This window comes from Amycolatopsis sp. NPDC006125, from assembly GCF_040614195.1.
GTDB classification, from domain to species: domain Bacteria; phylum Actinomycetota; class Actinomycetes; order Mycobacteriales; family Pseudonocardiaceae; genus Amycolatopsis_E; species Amycolatopsis_E tucumanensis.
Genome location: NZ_JBEXTZ010000054.1, coordinates 1 through 24,303 on the forward strand (window position 1 = coordinate 1; position 24,303 = coordinate 24,303).

Sequence of the window (24,303 nt, forward strand, 5' to 3'; positions counted from 1 at the left end):
CTTACCGAGATAGTCATCGATCTTGACGTACAGTGCGGTCAGAAGGGTGTTCAGGTCGGTCCTCACAAACTGATCTTGAACACCCTTCACCCATCCCCACACACCACCCAGGGTTAGGACTTACTCATCTAGTCGGCTGGGCAGAACTCCCCGCCGCGGTGCCCCCGCGGCGGGGAGTTTTTTCATGCCTTGACAACCCCACTCGAAACCACATATAACCAAACAAAGCAACACGGCGACGGCAAGGAAGCCACATGTACGCAGAGGAGCGTCAGCAGCAGATCGTCGAGCGGGCCCGCAGCCTGGGCCGCGTCGACGTGTCGTGGCTCGCCGCGAACTTCGCGGTCACCACGGAGACCGTGCGGCGTGATCTGACGGTGCTGGAGCGCCAGGGGGTGCTGCGCCGGGTGCACGGCGGGGCCATCCCGGTCGAGCGGCTCGGCTTCGAGCCCGGCCTGGCCGACCGCGACGCGGTGATGACGGCCGAGAAGGAGCGCATCGCCAAGGCCGCTCTCGCCGAGGTGCCCGAGGAGGGCGCGATCCTGCTCGACGCGGGCACCACCACGGCCCGGCTCGCCGAGATCCTGCCGTCCGACCGGGAGCTGACGGTGGTGACCAACGCCGTGTCGGTCGTCCCGCAGCTGGCCCTCCGACCGCAGCTCACCGTGCTGCTGCTGGGCGGCCGGGTCCGCGGCCGCACGCTCGCCGCGGTGGAGGACTGGACGCTGCGCGCGCTCGCCGACACCTTCGTCGACGTCGCGTTCGTCGGCACCAACGGCATCTCCGCCGAGCGCGGGCTCACCACGCCCGACATCGGGGAGGCGGCGGTCAAGCGCGCGATGATCCGCGCCGCCCGCCGCACGGTCGTGCTCGCCGACCACACCAAGGTCGGCAACGACTGCCTCGCCCGCTTCGGCGAGCTGTCCGAAGTGGACAAGTTCGTGACCGACACCGGGCTGGACGACGGCCTTGCGGAGGAGCTGCGCGCGGCGGGTCCCGAGGTGGTGCTGGCGTGATCGTCACCGTGATTCCCAGCCCCGACCTCGAGCACGCAGTCGACGCGGATGCCCTGCGGCGCGGGGAAGTCCTGCGCGCCGCTCCGGCCGGCCTCGGGATGGTGGCGGCGTGATCGTCACCGTCACCCCCAACCCCAGCCTCGACCACACCGTCGAGGTGGATGCCCTGCGGCGTGGGGAAGTCCTGCGCGCCGGGCCGTCCAGGCTGGACCCCGGCGGCAAGGGTGTGAACGTCGCGCGGGCGCTGGCCGCGCACGGTCGCAAGCGCGCCGTCGGGACGGATTCCCCCTGGCGGGCTGAAGTCCTGCGCGCCGCTCCGTCCCACCGTCTCGCCGGGTCAGTGGAGGAGTTGCGCCCGGCCGGACTCGGGGTGGTGCCGGCGTGATCGTCACCGTCACCCCCAACCCCAGCCTCGACCACACCGTCGAGGTGGATGCCCTGCGGCGCGGGGAAGTCCTGCGCGCCGGACCGTCCCGGTTGGACCCCGGCGGCAAGGGCGTCAACGTCGCGCGGGCGCTGGCCGCGCACGGTCGCAAGACCGCGGCCGTGCTGTTCGCCGGCGGCGCCGACGGTCGGCGGCTCACCGAACTGCTCGACGAGCAGGGGGTCGCGGTCCGGCAGGTGCCCATCGGCGGCGACACCCGCACCAACATCACCCTCGCCGAGCCGGACGGCGTGGTCACCAAGCTCAACCTGCCCGGCCCGCTGTGCTCCGACGGTGACGCGGAAGCGTTGCTGCACGCGGCCCTCGGCGCGTGCGAGGACGGCACGGTCTGGCTCGCCGGTTGCGGCAGCCTGCCGCCGGGCGCGCCGCGGGACACCTACGCCCGGTTGGTCCGGCGCGGTCACGAGGCCGGGTTGCGCGTCGCGGTCGACTCGTCCGGCTCGGCGCTCGACCGGTCCCTCGCCGAGGGGCCGGACCTGGTCAAACCCAACCGGGAGGAGCTGGCCGCGTGCGCCGGGATGCCGGTGCGCACGCTCGGCGACGCCGTCGTGGCGGCCGGGGTGCTGCGGTCGCGCGGCGCCCGGACCGTCCTGGCCAGCCTCGGGCCCGACGGCGCGGTGCTCGTCGACGACGGTGCCGCCCTGCACGGGGAGGCGCCCGTGCCGGTCGCGCGCAGCACCGTCGGCGCCGGTGACGCGCTGCTCGCGGGGTTCCTCGCCGCGGGCGGCGCCGGCCGGGACGCCCTCGCCAGGGCGCTGGCCTGGGGCGCCGCCGCCGCGGCGCTGCCCGGCAGCCGGATGCCCGCACCCGCCGATGTCGCCCGCATCGGCGTCACGATCCACCCTTCGGTCGACGCCGACCGAGAACTCAAGGAGTGATACCGATGGCCGAACTCATCACCGCCGATCTGGTCGACCTCGACGTCCCCGGCGCCGACCGCGCCGAGGTCACCGCCGGGCTCGCGCGACGGCTCGTCGCCGCGGGCCGGGTCACCGACCTGGACGGCTTCCTCGCCGACATCCGCAAGCGCGAGGAGCAGATGCCGACCGGCATCGAAGGCGGCATCGGCATCCCGCACGCCCGCTCGGCGTTCGTCACCGAACCGACGCTGGCCTTCGGCCGGTCCGCCGCCGGCGTCGACTTCGGCGCCTCCGACGGCCCGGCCCGCCTGATCTTCCTCATCGCCGCCCCGGAAGGCGGCGGCGAGGAGCACATGACCATCCTCGCCCAGCTCGCCCGGCGCCTCGTGCACCAGTCGTTCCGCCAGTCGCTGCTCGACGCGCCCGACGCGGACGCCGTCGTCCAGCTCGTCCGCCAGGAGGTGCTCGGACGATGAAGTTCGTGGCAGTCACGTCGTGCCCGACCGGGATCGCGCACACCTACATGGCCGCCGAGGCCCTGGAGCAGGCCGCGAAGGCCGCCGGGCACGAGATGCTCGTCGAAACCCAGGGCGCGGCCGGGTCCGCGCCGCTCGACCCCGCCCGGATCGCCGAGGCCGACGCCGTGGTCTTCGCCGCCGACGTCGACGTCCGGGACCGGGAACGGTTCGCCGGCAAGCCCACGGTCACGGCCGGGGTCAAGGCCGCCATCAACGACGGGGCCGGCTTGATCGCGCAGGCCGTCAAGGCCGCCGAGGAGGGCACGGCCCCAGCCGCGCCGTCCGCGCCCGAGCTGGCGTCCAAGGTGGACGCTTCCGCGGGGTTCGGCACCCGGTTGCGCCAGTGGCTGATGACCGGCGTGTCCTACATGATCCCCTTCGTCGCCGCGGGCGGGATCCTCATCGCACTGTCGTTCCTGATCGGCGGCCCGGAGGTCGCGGCCAAGGTCGGCGGCGGCGACTTCCAGGGCGTCACCTACCCGGGCATCGAGAACGTGTCCGACCTGATGAGCCAGGCCGGGATCGCCGGGGTGCTGTTCAAGATCGGGTCGCTGGCGTTCGAGATGCTCGTGCCGATCCTGTCCGGGTTCATCGCGTTCGGCATGGCCGACCGGCCGGGCATCGCGCCCGGCATCGTGGGCGGCCTGCTCGCCACCGCGACCGGCGCCGGGTTCCTCGGCGGTCTCGTGTCCGGTCTGCTGGCCGGCGCGGTCACGCTGGGCCTGAAGAAGCTGAAGGTGCCGCGCGGGGTGGCCGGGGTGATGCCCGTCGTGGTGATCCCGCTGGTGTCCACGCTGGTCGTCGGGTTCCTCATGGTCGTCGTGGTGGGCGAGCCGATCGCGGCCGCGCAGACCGGCCTGAGCGACTGGCTGTCCGGCCTGTCCGGCGGCAGCGCGTGGGTGCTCGGCGCCCTGCTCGGGCTGATGATGGCCTTCGACATGGGCGGCCCGGTGAACAAGGTGGCCTACACCTTCGGCCTGGCCGCGCTCGCCAGCGGCAACTACGTGATCATGGCCGCGGTGATGGCGGCAGGCATGACGCCGCCGCTGGGGCTGGCGCTGGCCACCCTGGTGCGCCGCAACCGGTTCACCCCGGCGGAGCGGCAGGCGGGCCAGGCCGGCTGGCTGCTCGGGCTGTCGTTCATCACCGAGGGCGCGATCCCGTTCGCCGCGGGCGACCCGTTCCGGATCATCCCGTCGCTGATGGTCGGCAGCGCCACCACCGGCGCGCTGGTCGCGGCCTTCGGCGCCACCTCGCCTGCCCCGCACGGCGGCATCTGGGTGGTCGGGCTCATCGGCAACCCGCTGCTGTTCCTGCTCGCCGTCGCGATCGGCACGCTCGTCACCTGCGGCTGCGTGCTGCTCGCCAAGAGCATCGGCCGCGACCGCGCGCCGGCCGCGGCCACCCCCGAAACGTCCACCCAGGCCGTCGCGGCCTGACGCCCGAGGAGAACTGCCATGCCGGAACGCCGTGTCGTCGTCGGGTCCACCGTTGGCCTGCACGCCCGTCCCGCCGCCCTGTTCGTCAAGGCCGCCGCCGCGCAGCCGGTGCCGGTGAGCATCGGCAAGGACGGCGCCGACCCCGTCGACGCCCGCAGCATCCTGTCCGTGCTCGGCCTCGGCGCCCGGGGCGGGGACGAGGTGGTGCTCAGCGCCGACGGTCCGCAGGCCGAGCAGGCGCTCGACGAGCTGGCCGCGATCGTGGCGGCGAACCACGATGGGTGAGGTCGTCCTCCGCCCGGTGACCGGGATCGGCGTCAGCCCGGGCGTCGCGCACGGCCCGGTCGCCCGGCTCGCCGAACCACCGCGGCTGCCGGAGGCGGACGCGCCGGAAGCCGACGTGCCCGCCGCCGTGGAGCGGGCGCGTGCGGCGCTGGCCGAGGTGGCCGCGTTCCTCGACGAACGCTCGGCCCAGGCCGGTGGTGCGGCCGCGGACGTCCTGCTGGCGCAGTCGATGATGGTCGCCGATCCCGCGCTGGCGGACCGGATCCGGGCGCGTCTGGAGGACGGGCGGGGCTTGGCGCACGCGGTCGCCGACGCGTTCGCCGGGTTCCGCGACGCGCTCACCGCGGCCGGCGGTTACCTCGCCGAGCGGGCCGCCGACGTCGACGACCTGCGGGACCGCACCGTGGCGCGGATCCTCGGCGTCCCGATGCCCGGCGTGCCCGACCCCGGTCATCCGTTCGTCCTGGTCGCACGGGACCTCGCGCCGGCCGACACCGCGGTGCTCGACGCGGACCGGGTGCGCGCGATCGTCACCGAGCTGGGCGGGCCCACCAGCCACACGGCGATCCTGGCGAAATCGCTGGGCATCCCCGCGGTCGTGGCTTGTGCCGGTGCGGCATCGCTGACCGACGGGACGCCGGTGCTCGTCCGCGGCGCGACGGGGGAGGTGGTCGTCGACCCGCCCGACTCGCTCGTCGAGGCGGCGGAGGCCGAGGCGGCCGAGCACGCTGCCGCGCTGGCGGCCTCCAGCGGCCCGGGCCGGACCGCGGACGGCGTTCCGGTGGCGTTGCTGGTGAACGTCGGGGCGGCCCGTGACCTCGCGGCCGCGGCAGCCGTCGACTCGGAGGGCGTGGGCCTGCTGCGCACCGAGTTCCTGTACCTGGACCGGGCCGACGAGCCGTCGGTCGAGGAGCAGCGCCGGAGCTACGCCGAGGTGTTCCAGGCGTTCGGCGGCCGCAAGGTCGTGGTGCGCACGCTCGACGCGGGGGCGGACAAGCCGCTCGCGTTCGTCGACCACGGCGACGAGCCCAACCCGGCGCTCGGTGTGCGCGGCCTGCGCCTGGCCCGGCGCCACCCGCGGATGCTGGCGGACCAGCTGACCGCGATCGCCGCCGCCCGCGACGCCAGCACGGCCGACGTGTGGGTGATGGCGCCGATGGTGTCCACACCGGCCGAGGCCGCGGAGTTCGCCGCAGCCGCCCGAGCGCACGGGCTCCGGGTCGCCGGGACGATGGTCGAGGTGCCCGCGGCCGCGCTGCGGGCAGACGCGATCCTGGGCGCCTGCGACTTCGTCAGCATCGGCACCAACGACCTCGGCCAGTACACGTTCGCCGCCGACCGGATGGCCGGTGACCTGGCCGGCCTGCTCGACCCGTGGCAACCCGCGCTGCTGGAGCTGGTCCGGCTGACGGGTGCGGCGGGCACCGCGGCGGGCAAGCCCGTCGGCGTCTGCGGTGAAGCGGCGAGCGATCCGCTGCTGGCGCTGGTGCTGGTCGGACTCGGGGTGACAAGCCTGTCGATGGCGCCGTCCGCGCTGCCCGCCGTCCGCCTCGCCCTCGCGGCCCACACCGCCGCCGAATGCGCGGAGCTCGCGCAGCTCGCCCTGTCCGCCCCGGACGCGGCGAGCGCCCGGGAGCGGGTCGCCGCCGCTGCCGGGGCCGGGTGAGGCCCGCGGCACACGACGCGAGCGGGAATAGCGCGCCCCGGTCCGGGAGTTACGTCGGAGCATGAAGTTCGGGATCTCGACGTTCGTCACCGACGAAGGCATCCGGCCGGGCGCGCTCGGCCGCGCGCTGGAGGAGCGCGGGTTCGATTCACTGCTGCTCGCCGAGCATTCGCACATCCCGGTCAGCCGGGAAAGCCCCTACCCGGGCGGCGGTGAGCTGCCCCGCGTCTACTACCGCACGCTGGACCCGTTCGTGGCGCTGACCGCGGCCGCGGCGGAGACCCGCGACCTGCTGCTCTTCACCGGTGTCGCCCTGCTGGTGCAGCGCGACGTCATCCACACCGCCAAGGAGGTCGCGAGCCTCGACCTGCTCTCCGGCGGCCGCGTCGCCTTCGGTGTCGGCGTGGGCTGGAACCGCGAGGAGATGCGCAACCACGGCACCGAGCCGCGCACCCGCGGCGCCCTGATCGACGAGCAGATCCAGGCGCTCAAGGCGATCTGGACGCAGGACGAGGCCGAGTTCCACGGCAAGCACGTCGACTTCGACCCGATCTGGCAGTGGCCCAAGCCGGTGCAGCGCCCGCACCCGCCGATCTACGTCGGCGGTGAGAGCGAGGCCGCGCTCACCCGGCTCCTCAACCACGCCGACGGCTGGATGCCGCGGTCGCACACGCCACCGGAGGAGATCAAGCGCGTCCGCGCCTGGCTGGCCGAGCAGGGCCGCCCCGACGTCCCGTTCACCGTCTTCGGCGCCGGCCGCAGCGAGGAGGCGCTGGCCGGGTACGCCGAGGCCGGGGTGGAGCGCGTGACGTTCATGCTCGGCACCCGCCCCGAATCGGAGACGCTCACCAAGCTGGACGAGCTCGCCGCCCTCGCGGAGGGCTACCGGTGAAACTGGGGATTTCGACGTTCGTCACCGACGAGACCGCCCGGCCGGACGTCCTGGCGAAGGCGGTCGAGGACCGCGGGTTCGACGCCCTGTTCGTCGCGGAGCACTCGCACATCCCGGTCAGCCGGGAGACCGCGTACCCGGCCGGCGGCGAGATGGCGCGGGCCTACTACCGCGCGCTCGACCCGTTCGTCGCGCTGACCGCGGCGGCCGCCGCGACCACGACGCTCAAGCTGGGCACCGGCATCACGCTGCTGATCCAGCGGGACGTCCTGCACACCGCGAAGTCCGTGGCTAGCCTCGACCTGTTGTCCGGCGGGCGTTTCCTGTTCGGGGTGGGCGTCGGCTGGAACCGCGAGGAGATGCGCAACCACGGCACGGACCCGCGCACCCGCGGCGCGCTGCTGGACGAGCAGATCCAGGCACTCCGGACATTGTGGACGAACGATGAGGCCGAGTTCCACGGCGTGCACGTGGATTTCGACCCGGTGTTCCAGTGGCCCAAGCCCGCGCGTGAGGTGCCGGTCTACATCGGCGGCAACAGCACCGCGGCGCTGGACCGCGCGAAGCGGCTGGAAGCGGGCTGGCTGCCCAACGCCCTGCGCGATCCGGAAGCGGCCGCGGCGCAGGTGGCGCAGGCCGGATCGGTTCCGGTGACCGCGACGTCCGCGCCACCGGACCCGGCGCTGCTCGACGCCTACGCCGAGGCCGGAGCCGAGCGCGTCACGCTGGGCCTGCCCGCCGCGTCGGAGGGCGACACCCTGCGCAGGCTGGACGCGCTGGCCGCGCTCGTGCCGCGCGTCAGCTGACCAGCGGCAGCAGGGCTGCGGTGCCGGCGGTGAGCGCCATCGGCAGGGTGCGGTAGTAGCGGGACGGCGCCGCGATCAGGACGACCACGACGTACCTGGCGTCGGCGCCGAGCAGGCCCGTCGTGTTGTACACCGCCTCCGAACCGCTGGTGCCCCAGCCCTGCTTGATCGCCCACGTCGTGCCGGGAAGCCCGTCCGGGATCCCGAAGTACTGGTCCGTGCCGTCCGAGCCGTGTTCGGAGGCGTGGTACATCGCGTCGTAGAGCAGGTCGCGGCTGGCCTGCGGCAGCTCGTCCTCGATGTAGTTGTAGACCTTGACCACGTCCGCGGCGGTGATCTTCGTCGATCCCCACTGGCCTGCCGACGACGGCGGCTCGGTGCCGGTCAGCCCGATCAGCTTGGCCATGCGGGTCACGATGCCGGTGCCGCCGTGGGCGACCCACAGGCTGCTGGCGATGCCGTCGTCGCTGGCGGTGATCATCCTGGTCAGCTGGGTCTGCGTGCTGCCCGCCGGCAGGGCCCACCCGCTCGCCCGCAGCACGTCCAGCGCGATCAGCAGCTTGACCACGGACATCGAGTAGAACTGCCGGTCGGCGTTGAGCTGCGTCAGGACGACGCCGGTCTGCCGGTCGTACACCTCGACCCCGACCTCGGCGCTCGCCACTCTCGCCTGCGCGAGGTCCTGGACCCGCCTGGCGACGGTGTCGTCCTCCGCCGGCTCCGACTCCGGCGGGATGTCCCCGGCGGGCGCCGGGTCGGCCTGGGTGGCCGGCGGCGTCGACGGCTCCGGGGTGGTCATCGACGTCACCGGGGCGCTCACCTGCACGACCGGGCTCGCCGAGGACGCCCGCGGCTGGTGCTGGACCGTGAAGATCAGCATGGTCACGGCGCCGAACACCGCGGCCGGGAGCACGACCTTGCCGGCCGTCCTGCTTCTCATGACCACACAAACGCGGCCATGATCGCGGCTTGTTGCAGCCGGATCCCGGATTCCGGTGATCTACAGGGAATTCACAGCGGGCTGCCAGGGAGTTCCCAACTACCGCGACGGATCGCGACCGATCGGTGTCAGCGCGTGTTGTTGTCCAGCAGCAGGTGCACCGACAGCTCCAGCCGGTTGGCGACGTCGGCGGCGGACGCGCGGCGGGTGACCCACGCGACCAGGTTCGCCATCCACACGTCGGCGATGAGGTGGAAGACCGCGCGGTCGTGCTCGGTCGGCTCCTCGATGCCCATGGCGCGCGCGAACATGCTCTCCAGCAGCCTGCCGACCTGCTCGACCTCGGCGGCGGCCGTGGTGTCGGCGAACATGAACGCCCGGACCATCGCCTCGGTCAGGTGCGGGTCTCGCTGCATCAGCCGGGTGTTGCGGCTGAGCACGAAGATGAGCCGCTCGCTCGGCGTGTCGCCCGGGATGCTCGTCCGCTGCAGCTTCTCGTGCGCGCGCTCGAACTCCCTGGCCAGGCCGGAGACCAGCAGGTGGATCTTCGACGGGAAGTAGCGGTAGAGGGTGCCCAGCGCGACGTCGGCCTTCTCGGCCACGGCCCGCATCTGGACGGCGTCGTACCCGCCCTTGGACGCCAGCGCCAGGGTCGCGTCGATGATGCGCCGTCGCCGGTCCCGCTGCGCGGCGGAACCGAGCTCGTCGCTGGACAACGCGCTCATCCCGTTCTTCGGTTGGGTGGACGTCTTCGCTTTGGCGGCCATCGGCACCTGCTCCGGAACTTGTTTCAGTTTCACTCCACAGCTTACCGGCCCGCCTCCTGATCTCGCGCATCGAGTGGATCTGGCCACAAAACTGAAACACGTTCTATAGTGAGCCGCATGTCAGTCCTCACCGCGGAGCAGCGCGCGCTCGCCGGGACGATCCGCTCCGGCGCCAGGAGCCGGGACGACCTGACCGCCATCGGCGTGTTCGGCATCGGGGTGCCGGAGGACCTGGGCGGCGCGGGCGGGACGGTCTCCGACGCCGCGGTGGCCGTCGAGGAGGCGGCGGCCGCGCTCGTGCCGGGGCCGGTGCTCGGGACCGTGCTGGCGGCGCTGGTGCTGGGGCGACGCGGCGGGTCTCCGGCGGCGAAGGAGCTGCTCCCGGCGTTCGCGGACGGCTCCGCGAGCGCGGGCGTGGCGTTGTCGCCGGACGGGCCGGTGCTCGACGCGGACGCCACCCACCTGCTGGTGGCCGACGGCGACACGTGGAGCGTGCGGGAGCGGGGTGCGGAAGCCGTCGAGTCGTTCGACCTGTCCCGCTCGTTCGGGCGGGTGCCAGACGGTGACGGCACCGTGTTCGAGGGCGCCGAGTTGCGGGTTTTCGCGGCGACGCTGGCCGCGGCGGAGGCGGCCGGGATCGCGCGCTGGTGCGTGGCGACGGCGTCGGAGCACGCGAAGGTGCGCGAGCAGTTCGGCCGGCCGATCGGGTCGTTCCAGGCGGTCAAGCACCTGTGCGCGGAGATGCTGTGCCGGGCCGAGCTGGCCGGGGCGCTGGCGTGGGACGCGGCCCGGGCTGCCGGCGAGTCGCCGGAGCAGCACGAGTTCGCGGCGGCGGTGGCGGCCGCCGGGGCGCTGGACGCGGCGGTGGACACCGCCAAGGACTGCATCCAGGTCCTCGGCGGGATCGGGTTCACTTGGGAGCACGACGCGCACCGGTACCTGCGCCGCGCGGTGGCGTTGCGGCAGTGGCTGGGCGGTTCGGCCGGGTGGCGCCGTTCGGCGGCTTCGCTCGCCCTGGCCGGGGTGCGGCGGGAGCTGGGGGTCGACCTGTCGGAGCACTTCGACCCGGCCGTGCGGGCGACGGTGGCGGAGATTGCCGCGCTGCCCGAGGGGGAACGTCGCGAGCGGCTGGCGACGAGTGGCTACCTGATGCCGCACTGGCCCGCGCCCTACGGGCTGGACGCGACGCCGGCGCGGCAACTGGTCATCGATGCCGAACTGGCGCGCGCGGGGGTGACGCGGCCCGATCTGGTGATCGGCGCCTGGGCGGTGCCGACCATCCTGGAGCACGGCACGGACGAGCAGCGGCAGCGGTTCGTGATGCCGACACTGCGTGGTGAGCTGACCTGGTGCCAGTTGTTCAGCGAGCCAGGGGCAGGCTCCGACCTGGCTTCGCTGCGGACCCGGGCGACCGAAGTGGACGGTGGGTTCGTGTTGTCCGGGCAGAAGGTCTGGACGTCGCTCGCACGGGAGGCGGACTGGGCGATCTGCCTCGCGCGCACCGATCCGGACGCGCCCAAGCACCAGGGCATCACCTACTTTCTGGTCGACATGTCGTCCCCCGGGATCGACGTCCGCCCGCTGCGCGAGATCACCGGGGTCGAGCGGTTCAACGAGGTCTTCCTCGACGACGTGTTCGTGCCGTCGGCGAACGTGGTCGGCGAGGTGAACGGCGGCTGGCGCCTGGCACGGACGACGCTGGCGAACGAACGCGTGGCGATGAGCGGCGGCTCGTCGGTGGGGGAGGCGGTGGAGTCGCTGCTGGCGGCGGTGCGTGAGCCGGATCCGGCGGTGCTGGAACGGCTCGGTGCGCTGGTGGCCGAGGGTTCGGCGTGCGCTCTGCTCGACCTGCGGTCGACGCTGCGGCGCCTGGCCGGGCAGGACCCGGGGGCGGAGTCGAGCGTGCGGAAGCTGATCGGCGTGCGGCACCGGCAGGCCGCGGCGGAGGCGGCGCTGGAGCTGCTGGGGCCGCCGGGTGTCCTGGTGACCGACGAGACGACGGCGGCGCAACACGAGTTCCTGCTGACGCGCTGCCTGAGCATCGCCGGCGGCACGACGCAGATCCTGCTGTCGGTGGCGGCGGAACGCCTGCTGGGGCTGCCGCGCTCCTGAAACTGTCGGTGGTCCCGCCTAGGGTGATCACCGTGGAATGGACCGAGACGACCAGGGCGATCTTCGTGCCCTCGGACCCGCCCCGGGACGGCGTGCTCGCCGTCTGGGGCGACGAGCCGGGGCCGACGCCGGTCGAGCTCGTGCTGCCCGCCGGCGCCGGGAAGTCCTTTCGCCGCGCCAAGGTGGACGCGCACGTCCTCCCGCTGGCCGACGCCATCCCGCGCCTGCTCGCCGTCACCGATGCCGGCCCGTCGCTGGCCGCCTGGTCCGCCGCCGTCTCCGCGGGGGTGGACCTCGTCGAGCGCGGCCGGTTCCGATCCGCCGGGGCACCGTCCGAAGTGGACTCCTGGCGCGCCGGGCCGCTCGACGCCGCCGACGAGGACCTGCTGCGCGACCTGGCCGCCGCGTTGCCGCCCGAGGCGCACGCCCTCCCGCTGTCCGGCCTCAAACGCATCCGGCTGCACTCGCCGGAGACGCTGGTCCGCGCGCTGTGGGACGCCACCGCCGACGTGCTCGTCCGCGGTCCCGCCGACGGGTTCGGCGCGCAGCTCCAGCTCCGCGTCGAGGTGCGCGAGACCGACGACGGTTTCGCGTTCGCCGGAGTCGTCGCCCTGCGCAGCGCCGCCGACCCCAGCCTTGTCGTCGACGCGGCTTCGTTGTGGAGCGCGCCGAGCGCTGTCCGGTCCCGTTTCGGCGAGCAGGTCGAGGCCCGGCTGCTCGTCGGTCTCCGGCGGGGCGCCCGCGCGTGGGCCCCGCTCGGCCGTGTGCTCGGGGCCGCCGGCGAGCTGCTCTTGGACGATGACGAAGTCGTCGAACTGCTCGACGGCGGGTCCGCGGCGCTCGCCGCCGCGGGGGTCGAGGTGCTGTGGCCGCGCGGCATGGCAGGCGAACCGGTGCGGGCCAAGGCGAGCGTCACGCCGTCGCCGGCTAGCGAGGGCGACGGCGTGTTCCGGCTGACCGACCTGCTGCGGTTCCGCTGGCAGCTCAGCCTGGGCGGCGAAACCCTCACCGAGGCCGAGGTCGCCGCGCTGGCCGAGGCCAAGCGGCCGCTGGTGCGGCTGCGCGGGCAGTGGGTGCGCGCCGACCCGTTCCTGTCCGCCCGCCTGCGCCGGGCGGGCCGCAGCGTGACGGGCGCGCAGGCACTGGCCGCGGCCCTCACCGGCGAGCTGGAGGTCGACGACGAGCAGCTGGCCTTCGCCGCCCCGCCCGCGCTCGACGGTCTCGTGGAGCGGTTGCGTGCCCCCGCCGGTCCGGTCGAGCCGGCCACCGACCTGCAGGCCACGCTGCGGCCCTACCAGCGCGCGGGGTTGTCCTGGCTGGCCCGGATGGCCGAGCTGGGGCTCGGCGGGATCCTCGCCGACGACATGGGCCTCGGCAAGACCATCCAGCTCATCGCGTTGCACCTGCACCGCCGGACGCTGCGGGCCGGGCCGACACTGGTGCTGTGCCCGACCTCGCTGCTGGGCAACTGGGAGCGCGAGTTTGCCCGGTTCGCGCCGAAGGTGCCGGTGCGGCGCTTCCACGGCGGGCGCCGGCACCTGGACGACCTGGAGCCGGACGAGGTCGTGCTGGCCACGTACGGGGTGCTGCGCCGCGACAGGGCCACGCTGTCCGAAGTGGACTGGGGGCTGATCGCGGCGGACGAGGCGCAGCACGTCAAGAACCCCCTGTCGGCGACGGCCAGGGAACTGCGCCGGATCCCGGCCGCGGCGCGGGTAGCGCTGACCGGGACGCCGGTGGAGAACCGGCTCACCGAGCTGTGGTCCATCCTGGACTGGACGACGCCCGGCCTGCTCGGCACGCTCGACCACTTCCGCCGCACGATCGCGCGCCCGGTCGAACGCGACCGCGACGCCGGCAGCGTCGAGCGCCTCGCGGCGACGGTGCGGCCGTTCCTGTTGCGGCGGCGCAAGACCGACCCGGACATCGCGCCGGAACTGCCCAGCAAGACCGAGACCGACCGGTACGTGCCGCTGACCGCCGAGCAGGCCACCCTGTACGAGGCGGTGGTGCGGGAGAACCTGGCGAAGATCCGCGAGTCGCGGGGCGTGCAGCGGCGCGGGCAGGTGCTCAAGCTGCTCACCGAGCTGAAGCAGATCTGCAACCACCCGGCGCAGTACCTCAAGGAGAGCGGGCCGGTCGCCGGGCGGTCGGGCAAGCTCGCCGCGTTCGAGGAGCTGCTGGACGTGATCCTGGACGAGGGCGAGAGCGTGCTGGTGTTCAGCCAGTACGTGCAGCTGTGCCGGCTGCTGGAAACGCGGCTGACCGAGCGGGGGCTGCCGGTGCAGCTGCTGTCCGGCGCCGACCCGACGCGGCAGCGGGACGAGATGGTGGCGCGGTTCCAGCGCGGTGACGCGCCGGTGTTCCTGCTGTCGCTCAAGGCCGGGGGCGTGGGGCTGAACCTCACCCGCGCCACCCACGTCATCCATTACGACCGGTGGTGGAACCCGGCGGTCGAGGACCAGGCGACCGACCGCGCGCACCGGATCGGGCAGGACCGGCCGGTGCAGGTCCACCGGCTCATCGCGGAGGGCACGCTGGAGGAACGGATCGCCACGGTGCTCGCCGAGAAGCGCGGCCTGGCCGAAGCCGTGGTCGGCGCGGGGGAGGACTGGATCACCGACCTGACCGACGACGAGCTCACGGCGCTCGTGCAACTGGGACAGCCAGGATGACGGGCGATCGCGGGGGAGGGGCGCACACCAGAGGGAGCCGGAGAGCAGGTGAGCGAGGGCATGGGCTCGTCATGTGGGGCCCGCGCGAGGCGGTGGGCCGGCCACTCGCGCCGATTCGCCGTTGGCCGACGCCGGGCGAGATTTCGCGGGGCTGGGGCATCACCCGCGCTGGTCGCGCAGCCAGCGGAGGTACGTCCAGTCCAAGAAGCGCTCCACGCCGCGCACCACGTGCGCCGACCGGATCGACGGGAACACGTCGAACGCGTGCTGCGCGCCCGGCAGTTCGGCGTACGCCACCGGCTGCTCGGACGTCTCCCGCAGGCGGCGGACGAACTCCCGCGCCTCGCGGACCGGCACCAGCGAGTCGTGCGCGCCGTGGATCACGAAGAACGGCGGCGCCTTCTCGGTGATCCGGTCCAGCGGCGACGCGGCGATGTAGTCGTCCAGGAACCGCACCGGGTCCTTGCCCACCACGTACCGCGCCAGCAGCCCGTGCAGCCGCTGCTTGCTCGCCGTCGAACCGCTCGTCGCGGCGAAGTCGTACACGCCGTAGTGCGGGGCGCACGCCTGCACGGACGTGTCGGCGTCGTCGAAACCCGGCTGCAGGCCGGCGTCGTTCGGGGTCAGCGCCAGCAGCGCGGCCAGGTGACCGCCCGCCGAACCACCCGTCGCGGCCAGGAACGACGGGTCACCCCCGTAGTCATGGATGTGCTCGCGAATCCACGCCACCGCCCGCTTCACGCCGACGATGTGGTCCGGCCAGTGCGCCTTGGGCGACAGCGGGTAGTTCACCGCAACGCACACCCACCCGCGCTGCGCCATGTGCAGCATCAACGGGATGCCCTGGTGGTCCTTGCTGTCGATCATCCACGCGCCACCGTGGATCTGCAGCAGCACCGGCCGCCCCTCGACCGGCTCCCGCGGCCGGTAGATGTCCATCAGGAACCGCTTGCCGCCCGGCGCGTACGCCAGGTTGCGGTCCCGCCGCACGTCCGGGTTGCGCATCCGGAACGGCAGCACCAGCTGACCCCACGGCGTCGCCAGGTCCTTCGCGTCCGGCGGCCGCGACAGGTCCGCCACGTACTTCGGCCCCAGCGCCTCGGCCAGCGCGTCCTCGACCGCGCCCCGCGCCCGCTGCGACGTGACGATCAGCGACCCCAGCCCGGCGGCCGACGCCGCGGCCAGGCCGAGGCCGACCCGGTCTTGCACGGACCGCGCCCCGTGCCGCGCCAGGTGCGCCGCCGTGTCGGCCGCGGTCAGCGCGAGCAGGTGCGGCGCCAGCTCGCTGGTCAGCCACCCCGCGAAGAACGCGGGCACCGAGGCGCGCACCCCCGGCACCGGGCGAAGGGCGTTCGCGGTCAGGGCGAGCTGGACCGCCCGGCGGGTGAGGAATCGGGGTCGCATACCCCGTGATCGTAGTCAGTTTCGCCTACCCTGGGAGGGTGCGACCGCTGTCTGGACTCGACGCCAGTTTCCTGTACCTGGAAACGTCTTCGCAGGTGCTGCACGTGTGCGGGCTGCTCACCCTGGACGGATCGACCATACCGGGCGGATATCGCTTCCCCGAGTTCAAGCGGCGGCTCGCCGAGCGCATCGCCGCGATCCCGGAGTTCCGCCGGAAACTGCACAATTCGCCGCTGAACTTCCTGCACCCGGTGTGGGTGGAGGACGAGGCGTTCGACATCGACCACCACCTGCACCGCGTCGCCGTGCCCGCGCCGGGCGACCGCGAGACGCTGGCCGAGCTGTGCGCCCACTTCGCCGGCCAGCCGCTCAACCGCGGCCGCCCGCTGTGGGAGCTGTACGTGATCGAGGGGCTGCCCGGCGACGGTGTCGCGGTGATGTTCAAGATGCACCACGCGACCGTCGACGGCGTCGGCGGCGCGAACCTGATCGCCTACCTGGCAGGCACCGAACCGGGTGAACTTCCGCCGCTGCCCGAGCCCGAACCCAACCTCGCGCCGCCCTCGCACCTCGAACTGCTCAAGACCAGCGTCGGCGAGCTGGCGCGGCGGCCGGTGGAGCTGGCGAAGCTGCTGCCCGGCCTGGCGAGCATGGCGCCCCGCTGGGTCGGCCGCGCCCTGCGCCGCCAGGGCATGCCGGTGCCGTTCACCGCGCCGCGCACCTCGTTCAACTCCACCATCTCCAGCGTCCGCGCCATCGCCTACAGCACGGTCGAGCTGGACGACGTCAAGACCGTGAAGAACGCCTTCGGGGTGAAGGTGAACGACGTCGTCCTGGCGTTGTGCGCGGGCGCGCTGCGCCGCTACCTGGACGCGCGCGGCGAGCTGCCGAAGGACCCGCTGGTGGCGACCGTCCCGGTGTCGACGCTGGACCGCACCAGCCAGGAGGGCGACAGCAACAACAAGGTGTCCGCGTTCTTCGCGACCCTGCCCACCCACCTGCCGGAGGCCGCCGCCCGGGTCTACGCGGTCGCGGAGAGCAACCGGCAGGCCAAGGAGCACCACCACGAGATCGACGCGGACATGCTGCAGGACTGGGCCCAGTTCGCCGCGCCCGGCCTGTTCGGGCTCGCGGTGCGGGCCTACGCGGCGCTGCGGCTGGCCGACAAGCACCCGGTGGTGCACAACCTGGTCGTCTCCAACGTGCCCGGCCCGCCGGTGCCGCTGTACTTCGTCGGCGCGCGGGTGACGGCCTTCTACCCGCTCGGCCCGGTGTTCCACGGCGCCGGGCTGAACGTGACCGTGCTGTCCTACGCCGGCAAGGTCGACATCGGGCTCCTCGCGGCGCGAGAACTCGTTCCAGATCTGTGGGCGCTGGCCGACGCGATGCGGGACGAGATGAAGGAACTGCTGGACGCGGCCTCCGCCCTTGCCTGAACGCGGCTCCTCGGCTAAGACTAGAACAGGTTTCAGTCTTGTAGCCGAGGAGCCGGTGTGGACTTCACCCTGGACGCGACCCGGGCCGAGATCGCCGCGCTGACCGCGGACGTCCTCGCCAGGGACCCCGAGCACGCCTGGCAGGCGCTCGCGAAGGCCGGGCTGCTCGCGCTCGCCCTGCCCGAGGACCTGGGCGGGGACGGGCTCGGCCCGGCCGAGGTCGCGGTGGTGCTGACCGAGGTCGGCCGGGCGGGCGCGCAGGTGCCCGCGCTCGCCGCACTCGCGCTGGGGGTGCTGCCGCTGAACCGGATGGGCAGCCCGGAGCAGCGCGCGCGGTGGCTGCCGGAGATCGCGTCGGGCGAGGTCGTCGTCACCGCCGCGCCGCACGAGCCGTCCAGGCCGTTCGCCGCGGAGCCCTCGACCGAGGCCGTCGCCGTGGACGGCGGCTGGGCGCTGACCGGCACGAAGACCCTGGTGCCGTCGCTGGCGCAGGCCGGATGCGTGCTCGTGCCCGCGACGCTGCCGTGGGGACCGGGCGTGTTCCTCGTCGATCCGCGGGCCGAGGGCGCGGAGGTGCACGGCACGTCGTTGCGCCTGTCCGGCGTCCGGGTGGGTGAGGCGGACCTGCTGCGCGACGGCTCGCTCGCGGACCTGCGCCGGTTCGCGCTCGCCGGCGCGGTCGCGCTCGGCGACGGCGCGGTGGCCGGAGCGCTGGCGCTGACCACCGGGCACGTGCGGCAGCGCGAGCAGTTCGGCCGTCCACTTGCGACGTTCCAGGCGGTGGCGCAGCAGATCGCGGACGTCTACATCGCCTCCCGCACGCTGCACCTGGCCGCGTTGTCCGCGGTGTGGCGGCTCGCCGAGGGGCTCGACGCGGACGAGGACCTGGCGGTCGCCGCGTACTGGCTCGCCGAGGAGGCGCCCAAGGCGCTCGCGGTGTGCCACCACCTGCACGGCGGTCTCGGCGTCGACATCACCTACCCGCTGCACCGCCACTACGGACTGGTCAAGGAGCTCGCCGCGCTGACCGGCGGCGCGAGCGAGCGGCTGGACCGGCTCGGCGACCTGGTGGAGGCCTGATGCACATCGAACTGACCGCGCCGCAACGGAAACTGCGGGATGAGCTGCGCGAGTACTTCGCCGGGCTGATCACGCCGGAGGAGCGGCAGGCGCTGCTGCGCGAGCGGCACGGCGAGGTCTACCGCCGCATCGTGCGCCGCATGGGCAGCGACGGGCGGCTCGCAGTCGGTTGGCCCGAGGAGTACGGCGGCGGCGGGTTCGGCGACCTGGAGCAGCACATCTTCGCCGACGAGGCCGCGCGCGCCGACGTGCAGCTGCCGTCGGTGACGCTGCAGACCGTCGGGCCCACCCTGCAGGAGTACGGCACGCCCGAGCAGAAGGCGTTCTTCCTGCCGAAGATCCTCGCCGGGGAGGTGCACTTCGCGATCGGCTACACCGAGCCCGACGCGGGCACCGACCTCGCGTCCCTGCGCACCACCGCGGTCCGCGACGGCGATTCCTACCTGGTCAACGGGCAGAAGATCTTCACGACCGGCGGGCACGACGCCGACTACGTCTGGCTTGCGGTGCGCACCGATCCGGACGCGCCCAAGCACAAGGGCATCTCGATCCTGATCGTCGACACCGGCGACCCCGGCTACTCGTGGACGCCGATCATCACCTGCGACGGCGCGCACCACGTCAACGCCACGTACTACTCCGATGTCCGGGTCCCGGTGTCGATGCGGGTGGGCGAGGAGAACCAGGGCTGGAAGCTGATCACCACGCAGCTCAACCACGAGCGCGTCATGCTCGGCCCGGCCGGGCGGATCGGCGGGCTCTACGACCGGGTGCGGGCCTGGGCCGTGGAGCGCGATCTGCTCGGCGAGCCCGACGTGCGCCGGGCGCTGGGCGAGACGCTCGCCGTGGTGCGGATCAACGAGCTGCTCAACTGGCAGGTCGCGGCCGCGGAGCTGGACGTCGCGGACGCCTCGGCGACCAAGGTGTTCGGCTCGGACCGCATCCAGCGGGTGGCGCGCCTGGTGGAGGAGATCGTGGCCCGGCACGGGGATCTGTCCGATCCGGGCACCGCCGCGCTCGCCGAGTGGCTGGACGTGCTGGCGCGGCGCAACATCGTGCTCACTTTCGGGGGTGGCGTGAACGAGATCCAGCGCGAGCTGATCGCGACGGCCGGACTGGGATTGCCGAGGGTGCCGCGATGAGCGTCGAAGAGGCGGCCGCACGGATCCGCGCGCAGGGCGAGTCGTCGCGCCGCCCGGCCCGTGATCCGGTGAACCAGGCGATGATCAACAACTGGGTCGAGGCGATCGGCGACGCCAACCCGCGCTACGCCGAGGGCGTCGCGCCGCCGGCCATGGTGCAGGTGTGGACGATGAACGGCCTGCACGGGCAGCGCGCGGCGGACGACCCGCTGGGCGCGATGATGGCCGTGCTCGACGAGGCCGGCTACACGTCGGTGGTCGCGACGAACTCCGAGCAGACCTACCACCGCTACCTGCGGGTCGGCGAGCACGTGTCGGCGTCGACGGCGCTGGAGTCGGTCGTGGGGCCGAAGCGGACCGCGCTGGGCGAGGGCTGGTTCGTCACCACCCGCACGTCCTGGTATGTCGGCGACGAACTGGTCGCCGACATGCTGTTCCGGGTGTTGAAGTTCGCCCCGCCGCCCTCCGCGCGGGGCGCGCTGCGGCCGGTGATCAGCCGGGACACCGAGTTCTTCTGGGAGGGCACGAAGGCCGGCGAGCTGCGGATCCAGCGCTGGGGCGAAGTGCTGCGGCACCCGCCGGGGCCGATGCCGCCGGACGGCGACCTGGACGCGAAGCCGGACTGGGTGGTGGCGAGCGGGCGCGGCACGGTCTACAGCTACGTGGTGCACCACCGGCCCGCGGTGCCGGGCAAGCAGCTGCCGTTCGTGATCGCGCTGGTCGAGCTGGAGGAGGGGGTGCGGATGCTGGGCGAACTGGTCGGGGCCGATCCCGCGGAGGTCCACATCGGACTGCCGGTGACCGCGACGTTCCTGAAGGTGGACGACGATCTGACGTTGCCGGCCTGGCGGGTGGCGCGATGACCGTCGCCGGAACCGAGCTGCCCGAGCTGGTCTTCGACGTCACGCCGACGTTCGTGATCAGCACCGCGCTGGCGACGCGGGACTTCCAGGACGTGCACCACGACCGGGACGCCGCGGTCGCGCGCGGGTCGAAGGACATCTTCCTCAACATCCTCACCGACACCGGGCTGGTGCAGCGGTTCGTGACGGACTGGGCGGGGCCGGACGCGCTGGTCCGGTCGATCAAGATCAAGCTGGGCGTGCCGTGCTACGCCGGAGACCGGTTGGTGTTCACCGGGCGGGTCGCGTCGGTGGAGGGGCGGGTCGCGGTCGTCGAGGTGACCGGGACCGGGCAGCTGGGGGCGCACGTGAGCGGGACGGTGACCGTGGAGCTGGCGGCATGACACTGTCGGGCAAGGCGGCGATCGCCGGGATCGGCGCGACGGAGTTCTCGAAGGACTCGGGACGCAGCGAGCTGCGGCTGGCGGCCGAGGCGGTGCGCGCGGCACTGGACGACGCCGGACTGTGCCCGTCCGATGTGGACGGCCTGGTGTCGTTCACGATGGACGGCAACGCCGAAATCGCGGTGGCGCGGGAGCTGGGCATCCCGGAGCTGACGTTCTTCAGCCGGGTGCACTACGGCGGCGGCGCGGCGGCAGCGACGGTCCAGCAGGCGGCGATGGCGGTCGCGACCGGGGTGGCTGAGGTGGTGGTGGCGTACCGGGCGTTCAACGAGCGGTCCGGGCACCGGTTCGGGCAGGTGTCGTCCGCGGCGGCGGGGCAGGTGAACTCCTCCGGGGTGGACAACGCGTTCCACTATCCGATGGGGCTGGCCACGCCGGCGGCCACGGTCGCGATGGTGGCGCAGCGTTACTTGCACGAGTACGGCGCGTCGACCGAGGACTTCGGCCGGGTGGCGGTGCTGGACCGCAAGCACGCGGCGACGAACCCGGCGGCGTGGTTCCACGGCAAGCCGATCACGCTGGCGGAGCACCAGGCGTCGCGGTGGATCGCCGAACCGCTGCGGTTGCTGGACTGCTGCCAGGAGTCCGACGGCGGGGTCGCGCTGGTGATCACGAGTGCCGCGCGGGCCCGCGACCTGCGCCACCCGCCCGCGGTGATCGCCGCGGCGGCGCAGGGGAGCGGGCCGGACCAGTACATCATGACCAGCTACTACCGGGACGAGCTCGCGGGCCTGCCGGAGATGGGCGTGGTCGCGCGGCAGCTGTGGGCGCAGGCCGGGGCGGGCCCATCCGACATGGACGTCGCGGTGCTCTACGACCACTTCACGCCGTACGTGCTGATGCAGTTGGAGGAGCTGGGGTTCTGCGGCCGCGGCGAGGCGCCCGGTTTCGTGGCGTCCGGAGCGCTCGAACTGGACGGCTCGCTGCCGCTGAACCCGCACGGCGGGCAGCTCGGCGAGGCGTACATCCACGGGATGAACGGCATCGCCGAGGGGGTCCGCCAGATCCGCGGCACGTCGTGCAACCAGGTGCCGACGGTGTCGCACGTGCTGGTGACGGCCGGTACCGGCGTGCCGACCAGCGGGCTGGTGCTGGCTCAGTCGTAGCCGCGGATGAGGTGGCTCTCGTCGTCCACCAGGTCGGTGGTGTCGAGGGTGTCTTCGATGACGGATTGGTCGGTGATCGGTTCGGTGGCCGGCATCGTCCTTCGTCCTTTCCTGACGTCGCCTACTCTGTGTGGTTCCCGTCACAGAGGGGCCGAAACACCGGCGATTTTCAGTACCCGGGGACCGGAATCCAGGCGGGCCAGCGTGGCCACAACCGCTGGTGCAGGCGGTGCACCCCGTACACGGCCAGCATCACGGCCGGCCAGCCGGCGAGCAGCATCGCCAAGATGCGGAGGTCCGGGCCGGGGCCGTGGGGGATGTGGAATGCCCGCGAGTACCACCACACGGCGTTCTGCGCCGCGAAGAACCACGCGAACCCGATGAGGGCATAGAGCACCGCGCGAAGGCACCCTCCCGCGCTTCCGCGGGCCCTGTCGGCAGGCTCCACCTGGTCTCCCCCTTGCGCGTCGCCGCCGGTTGGGCGTCTCGTTTCAGTGGACGGGCACCGGGATCCAATCGGGCCAGCCGTTCGGGTGCTCGGACCAGCAGGACATCTTGGGGCTGTAGGGATCGACGAACATGGGGATGTTGACCACCCAGTAGAGCCAGGTGACCAGCAGGACCACCCCCACCAGCAGCACGGGCGTCCACCAGCGCAGGCGCGGCCACAACCGCCGGTGCAGCCGGTGCACCAAACGGGCGGCCAGGGCCAAGACCACCAGGTCGATGATCAACGCAACCGGGATGCCGGGGAATGGGGCCATGCCGCTGGGGCCGCACGCTCGCGAGTACCACCACACGGCCTGATGGGCCGCGAGGAACCAGGCGAATCCGGTTACGGCGTAGAGGAACGTGTGCAGGCAGCCTCGCAGGATTTCGGTTGCGGCGTCGTCCTCCACTGGCCTCCCGTCCGGCCGGGGCCGTCACCGGTTGCGCCGTCTCGCGGTGTGGAATTCACCTCGATGACCTCTAGCGCACCTGGCGTTCATGGGCGAACTTGAGGACGTGCAGATACCGGTCCTGGTTGCGTGGAGCCTGACGGTGGCGTTCGCGCTGCTCGCCGTGCCCAGCGTGGTCCGGCTGGTGCGCCTGGACGCCCTCACGACCACCCCGGACACCCGCCAGCAGGACGTCGCCGAGTTGCTGATGGTCCTGGCGATGCTCGCGATGGTCTCACCGCTCGGGGGGCCCATCCCGGCAGCGGGGTGGCAGGCGATCCTGGTCCTGACGGCCGGGTGGTTCCTCGTCGCCGCGTTGCGGGGGCGGCGGTGCTGCGCCGTGCACCACCTGGTGTCCGCCGCGGCGATGCTGTACATGATCACCGCGATGCCGGGCCACGGTGACGGCCCCTGGATGGCGATGACACCCGGCCAGCTCGCCTGGCCCGTGCTGGCGCTGGCCGCCATCGGCTACTTCGCCGTCGACAGCGTCCGCTCCGGCATCCTCGGCGCGCGCTGGGCCCGCACCGAAAGCCTGCGCGACCACCGCGCGGTCCGCCAGGTCTGCCGCGCCCTGATGGGCGTCGGCATGGCCTACATGCTGGTCAGCGGCTTGTGAGCAGCGCGTCCGCCAGTACCGGCGCGTCCCGCTCCACGGCCGTCGTCGTCAGCGCCAGGCCCTCGTCCGTACGCCACACCCGCGTCCGCAGCGTCTCTCCGGGCAGCACGATCCCCGCGAACCGCGCGGAGAACGAACCCACCCGCGTGACGTCGGCGTCCAGCAGGGCGTCCGTGACGGCCTTGGCGACCATCCCGTACGTGCACAGCCCGTGCAGGATCGGCGCCTCGAACCCCGCCGACCGGGCGAACTCCGGGTCGATGTGCAGCGGGTTCCGGTCGCCGCACAGCCGGTAGATCAGCGCCTGCTGCGGCAAGGTCGGCGTGTCGATCACCGCGTCCGGCTCGCGCTCCGGCGGTTCCACCCGCGCAGAAGAACCCCGCGAACCGCCGAACCCGCCCTCGCCGCGGGCGAAGATGCTCGACCGCGCCGTCCACAACGGCGCCCCGTCCGTCGACACCACCGACGTCTCGTTGACGATCACCGCCGCCGTGCCCTTGTCCAGCACGTCCACGATCCGCGTCCGCGCGACCGCCTTGCCCTCGACCGGGATCGGCCGGTGCACGGTCACCGCCTGCGTCCCGTGCACCACCTTCGCCAGATCGACCTCGATGCCCGGGAACGACACGGCGGGCGGCTCGTAGATGCGCAGGTTCGCCGCCACCGTCGCGAACGTCGGCAGCACCCGCAGGTCCCGTTCGTAGGTGTAGCGCAGCTCCCGCGGGTCGGCCGGCCGGGCGCCCGCGCCCAGGGCCAGGTGGTAGAGCAGCACGTCGGACGGCGTCCAGGCGAACGTCAGCTCGTCGAGCTCGGCACCGATGGCGACGTCGGGATCGATGGGCAACGCGGCA

At 73.1% G+C, this 24,303-nt stretch carries 23 protein-coding genes and 1 pseudogene; 18 read left to right on the forward strand and 6 right to left on the reverse strand.

Features of this window, described 5'->3' with window-relative positions; translation table 11 throughout:
- Positions 1-254: 254 nt before the first annotated feature.
- The 9 genes and pseudogenes from ABZ193_RS25525 (at position 255) to ABZ193_RS25565 (ending at position 7,927) form a co-directional block, all read left to right on the forward strand.
- Positions 255-1,016 carry a DeoR/GlpR family DNA-binding transcription regulator gene (locus tag ABZ193_RS25525; RefSeq protein WP_354711744.1) on the forward strand — a complete coding sequence of 254 codons (762 nt, stop codon included), beginning with the start codon at positions 255-257 and terminating at the stop codon, positions 1,014-1,016.
- A 109-nt stretch (positions 1,017-1,125) separates the two neighbouring features.
- Positions 1,126-1,275, forward strand: a pseudogene (locus tag ABZ193_RS25530) (1-phosphofructokinase); the annotation flags it as partial.
- Positions 1,276-1,397: 122 nt separating this feature from the next.
- Positions 1,398-2,339 carry a 1-phosphofructokinase gene (pfkB, locus tag ABZ193_RS25535; RefSeq protein WP_237338101.1) on the forward strand — a complete coding sequence of 314 codons (942 nt, stop codon included), beginning with the start codon at positions 1,398-1,400 and terminating at the stop codon, positions 2,337-2,339.
- A gap of 5 nt (positions 2,340-2,344) precedes the next feature.
- Positions 2,345-2,797 (forward strand): fructose PTS transporter subunit IIA, encoded by a 453-nt coding sequence (locus ABZ193_RS25540; protein ID WP_020418803.1) that lies wholly within the window; start codon positions 2,345-2,347, stop codon positions 2,795-2,797.
- Positions 2,794-4,278, forward strand: a complete 1,485-nt coding sequence (locus tag ABZ193_RS25545; RefSeq protein WP_020418802.1) for a fructose-specific PTS transporter subunit EIIC — start codon at positions 2,794-2,796, stop codon at positions 4,276-4,278. The genes ABZ193_RS25540 and ABZ193_RS25545 overlap by 4 nt, the downstream gene beginning before the upstream one ends.
- 18 nt (positions 4,279-4,296) lie before the next feature.
- Positions 4,297-4,563 carry an HPr family phosphocarrier protein gene (locus tag ABZ193_RS25550; protein WP_017983790.1) on the forward strand — a complete coding sequence of 89 codons (267 nt, stop codon included), beginning with the start codon at positions 4,297-4,299 and terminating at the stop codon, positions 4,561-4,563.
- On the forward strand, positions 4,556-6,229 hold the full coding sequence (gene ptsP / locus ABZ193_RS25555; protein WP_354711746.1) for a phosphoenolpyruvate--protein phosphotransferase: 1,674 nt from the start codon (positions 4,556-4,558) through the stop codon (positions 6,227-6,229). Before ABZ193_RS25550 ends, ptsP begins: the two co-directional genes overlap by 8 nt.
- Before the next feature lie 61 nt (positions 6,230-6,290).
- Positions 6,291-7,121, forward strand: a complete 831-nt coding sequence (locus tag ABZ193_RS25560) for an LLM class F420-dependent oxidoreductase (protein WP_020418800.1) — start codon at positions 6,291-6,293, stop codon at positions 7,119-7,121.
- Positions 7,118-7,927, forward strand: a complete 810-nt coding sequence (locus tag ABZ193_RS25565; RefSeq protein ID WP_237338104.1) for an LLM class F420-dependent oxidoreductase — start codon at positions 7,118-7,120, stop codon at positions 7,925-7,927. Before ABZ193_RS25560 ends, ABZ193_RS25565 begins: the two co-directional genes overlap by 4 nt.
- Here the strand turns inward: ABZ193_RS25565 and ABZ193_RS25570 are convergent.
- Both ABZ193_RS25570 and kstR read right to left on the reverse strand, forming a co-directional pair.
- Positions 7,920-8,867, reverse strand: a complete 948-nt coding sequence (locus ABZ193_RS25570; protein WP_354711748.1) for a hypothetical protein — start codon at positions 8,865-8,867, stop codon at positions 7,920-7,922. The two genes, ABZ193_RS25565 and ABZ193_RS25570, sit on opposite strands and share 8 nt — an antisense overlap.
- 128 nt (positions 8,868-8,995) lie before the next feature.
- Positions 8,996-9,634 (reverse strand): cholesterol catabolism transcriptional regulator KstR, encoded by a 639-nt coding sequence (kstR, locus tag ABZ193_RS25575; protein ID WP_020418797.1) that lies wholly within the window; start codon positions 9,632-9,634, stop codon positions 8,996-8,998.
- Between the two features lie 117 nt (positions 9,635-9,751).
- Between kstR and ABZ193_RS25580 the strand changes: the two genes are divergently transcribed.
- Together ABZ193_RS25580 and ABZ193_RS25585 are read left to right on the forward strand one after the other, a co-directional pair.
- The gene (locus tag ABZ193_RS25580; protein ID WP_354711749.1) at positions 9,752-11,746 is read left to right on the forward strand and encodes an acyl-CoA dehydrogenase; all 1,995 of its coding nucleotides are present in this window, start codon (positions 9,752-9,754) and stop codon (positions 11,744-11,746) included.
- Between the two features lie 23 nt (positions 11,747-11,769).
- Positions 11,770-14,421 carry a DEAD/DEAH box helicase gene (locus tag ABZ193_RS25585; RefSeq protein ID WP_354711751.1) on the forward strand — a complete coding sequence of 884 codons (2,652 nt, stop codon included), beginning with the start codon at positions 11,770-11,772 and terminating at the stop codon, positions 14,419-14,421.
- Positions 14,422-14,580: 159 nt separating this feature from the next.
- Here the strand turns inward: ABZ193_RS25585 and ABZ193_RS25590 are convergent, their stop codons facing one another.
- Positions 14,581-15,825, reverse strand: a complete 1,245-nt coding sequence (locus ABZ193_RS25590) for an alpha/beta hydrolase (RefSeq protein ID WP_354711752.1) — start codon at positions 15,823-15,825, stop codon at positions 14,581-14,583.
- Between the two features lie 38 nt (positions 15,826-15,863).
- On the opposite strand from ABZ193_RS25590, the gene ABZ193_RS25595 reads away from it, so the two are divergent.
- From ABZ193_RS25595 to ABZ193_RS25620, 6 genes are read left to right on the forward strand one after another with little or no spacing between them, the layout of a single operon-like run.
- On the forward strand, positions 15,864-17,261 hold the full coding sequence (locus tag ABZ193_RS25595) for a wax ester/triacylglycerol synthase family O-acyltransferase (protein ID WP_027935986.1): 1,398 nt from the start codon (positions 15,864-15,866) through the stop codon (positions 17,259-17,261).
- A gap of 57 nt (positions 17,262-17,318) precedes the next feature.
- Positions 17,319-18,341 (forward strand): acyl-CoA dehydrogenase family protein, encoded by a 1,023-nt coding sequence (locus tag ABZ193_RS25600; protein ID WP_354711753.1) that lies wholly within the window; start codon positions 17,319-17,321, stop codon positions 18,339-18,341.
- Positions 18,341-19,483, forward strand: a complete 1,143-nt coding sequence (locus ABZ193_RS25605) for an acyl-CoA dehydrogenase family protein (protein WP_354711754.1) — start codon at positions 18,341-18,343, stop codon at positions 19,481-19,483. Before ABZ193_RS25600 ends, ABZ193_RS25605 begins: the two co-directional genes overlap by 1 nt.
- On the forward strand, positions 19,480-20,346 hold the full coding sequence (locus ABZ193_RS25610; RefSeq protein WP_354711756.1) for an OB-fold domain-containing protein: 867 nt from the start codon (positions 19,480-19,482) through the stop codon (positions 20,344-20,346). Before ABZ193_RS25605 ends, ABZ193_RS25610 begins: the two co-directional genes overlap by 4 nt.
- Complete coding sequence (locus ABZ193_RS25615) at positions 20,343-20,729, forward strand: MaoC family dehydratase (protein ID WP_354711757.1); 387 nt, start codon at positions 20,343-20,345, stop codon at positions 20,727-20,729. Before ABZ193_RS25610 ends, ABZ193_RS25615 begins: the two co-directional genes overlap by 4 nt.
- Entirely contained in the window at positions 20,726-21,895 is a 1,170-nt protein-coding gene (locus tag ABZ193_RS25620; RefSeq protein ID WP_354711758.1) for a lipid-transfer protein, read from the forward strand. The genes ABZ193_RS25615 and ABZ193_RS25620 overlap by 4 nt, the downstream gene beginning before the upstream one ends.
- 169 nt (positions 21,896-22,064) lie before the next feature.
- On the opposite strand, the gene ABZ193_RS25625 is transcribed toward ABZ193_RS25620, so the two are convergent.
- Both ABZ193_RS25625 and ABZ193_RS25630 read right to left on the reverse strand, forming a co-directional pair.
- Entirely contained in the window at positions 22,065-22,292 is a 228-nt protein-coding gene (locus ABZ193_RS25625) for a hypothetical protein (RefSeq protein WP_354711759.1), read from the reverse strand.
- Positions 22,293-22,386: 94 nt separating this feature from the next.
- On the reverse strand, positions 22,387-22,794 hold the full coding sequence (locus tag ABZ193_RS25630; RefSeq protein WP_354711761.1) for a hypothetical protein: 408 nt from the start codon (positions 22,792-22,794) through the stop codon (positions 22,387-22,389).
- A gap of 88 nt (positions 22,795-22,882) precedes the next feature.
- On the opposite strand from ABZ193_RS25630, the gene ABZ193_RS25635 reads away from it, so the two are divergent.
- Positions 22,883-23,452, forward strand: coding sequence for a DUF5134 domain-containing protein (locus ABZ193_RS25635; RefSeq protein WP_020418785.1), 570 nt, complete (start codon positions 22,883-22,885; stop codon positions 23,450-23,452).
- Here the strand turns inward: ABZ193_RS25635 and ABZ193_RS25640 are convergent.
- Entirely contained in the window at positions 23,439-24,296 is an 858-nt protein-coding gene (locus tag ABZ193_RS25640) for a MaoC/PaaZ C-terminal domain-containing protein (protein ID WP_354711763.1), read from the reverse strand. The two genes, ABZ193_RS25635 and ABZ193_RS25640, sit on opposite strands and share 14 nt — an antisense overlap.
- Positions 24,297-24,303: the final 7 nt, after the last annotated feature.

Coding starts and splice junctions, on each gene's coding strand:
- ABZ193_RS25580 (WP_354711749.1), top strand. CDS start 9,752: ATGTCAGTCCTCACCGCGGAGCAGCGCGCGCTCGCCGGGACGATCCGC.
- ABZ193_RS25570 (WP_354711748.1), bottom strand. CDS start 8,867: ATGAGAAGCAGGACGGCCGGCAAGGTCGTGCTCCCGGCCGCGGTGTTC.
- ABZ193_RS25610 (WP_354711756.1), top strand. CDS start 19,480: ATGAGCGTCGAAGAGGCGGCCGCACGGATCCGCGCGCAGGGCGAGTCG.
- ABZ193_RS25545 (WP_020418802.1), top strand. CDS start 2,794: ATGAAGTTCGTGGCAGTCACGTCGTGCCCGACCGGGATCGCGCACACC.
- ABZ193_RS25620 (WP_354711758.1), top strand. CDS start 20,726: ATGACACTGTCGGGCAAGGCGGCGATCGCCGGGATCGGCGCGACGGAG.
- ABZ193_RS25615 (WP_354711757.1), top strand. CDS start 20,343: ATGACCGTCGCCGGAACCGAGCTGCCCGAGCTGGTCTTCGACGTCACG.
- ABZ193_RS25540 (WP_020418803.1), top strand. CDS start 2,345: ATGGCCGAACTCATCACCGCCGATCTGGTCGACCTCGACGTCCCCGGC.
- ABZ193_RS25525 (WP_354711744.1), top strand. CDS start 255: ATGTACGCAGAGGAGCGTCAGCAGCAGATCGTCGAGCGGGCCCGCAGC.
- ptsP (WP_354711746.1), top strand. CDS start 4,556: ATGGGTGAGGTCGTCCTCCGCCCGGTGACCGGGATCGGCGTCAGCCCG.
- ABZ193_RS25590 (WP_354711752.1), bottom strand. CDS start 15,825: ATGCGACCCCGATTCCTCACCCGCCGGGCGGTCCAGCTCGCCCTGACC.
- ABZ193_RS25560 (WP_020418800.1), top strand. CDS start 6,291: ATGAAGTTCGGGATCTCGACGTTCGTCACCGACGAAGGCATCCGGCCG.
- ABZ193_RS25605 (WP_354711754.1), top strand. CDS start 18,341: ATGCACATCGAACTGACCGCGCCGCAACGGAAACTGCGGGATGAGCTG.
- ABZ193_RS25635 (WP_020418785.1), top strand. CDS start 22,883: ATGGGCGAACTTGAGGACGTGCAGATACCGGTCCTGGTTGCGTGGAGC.
- kstR (WP_020418797.1), bottom strand. CDS start 9,634: ATGGCCGCCAAAGCGAAGACGTCCACCCAACCGAAGAACGGGATGAGC.
- ABZ193_RS25550 (WP_017983790.1), top strand. CDS start 4,297: ATGCCGGAACGCCGTGTCGTCGTCGGGTCCACCGTTGGCCTGCACGCC.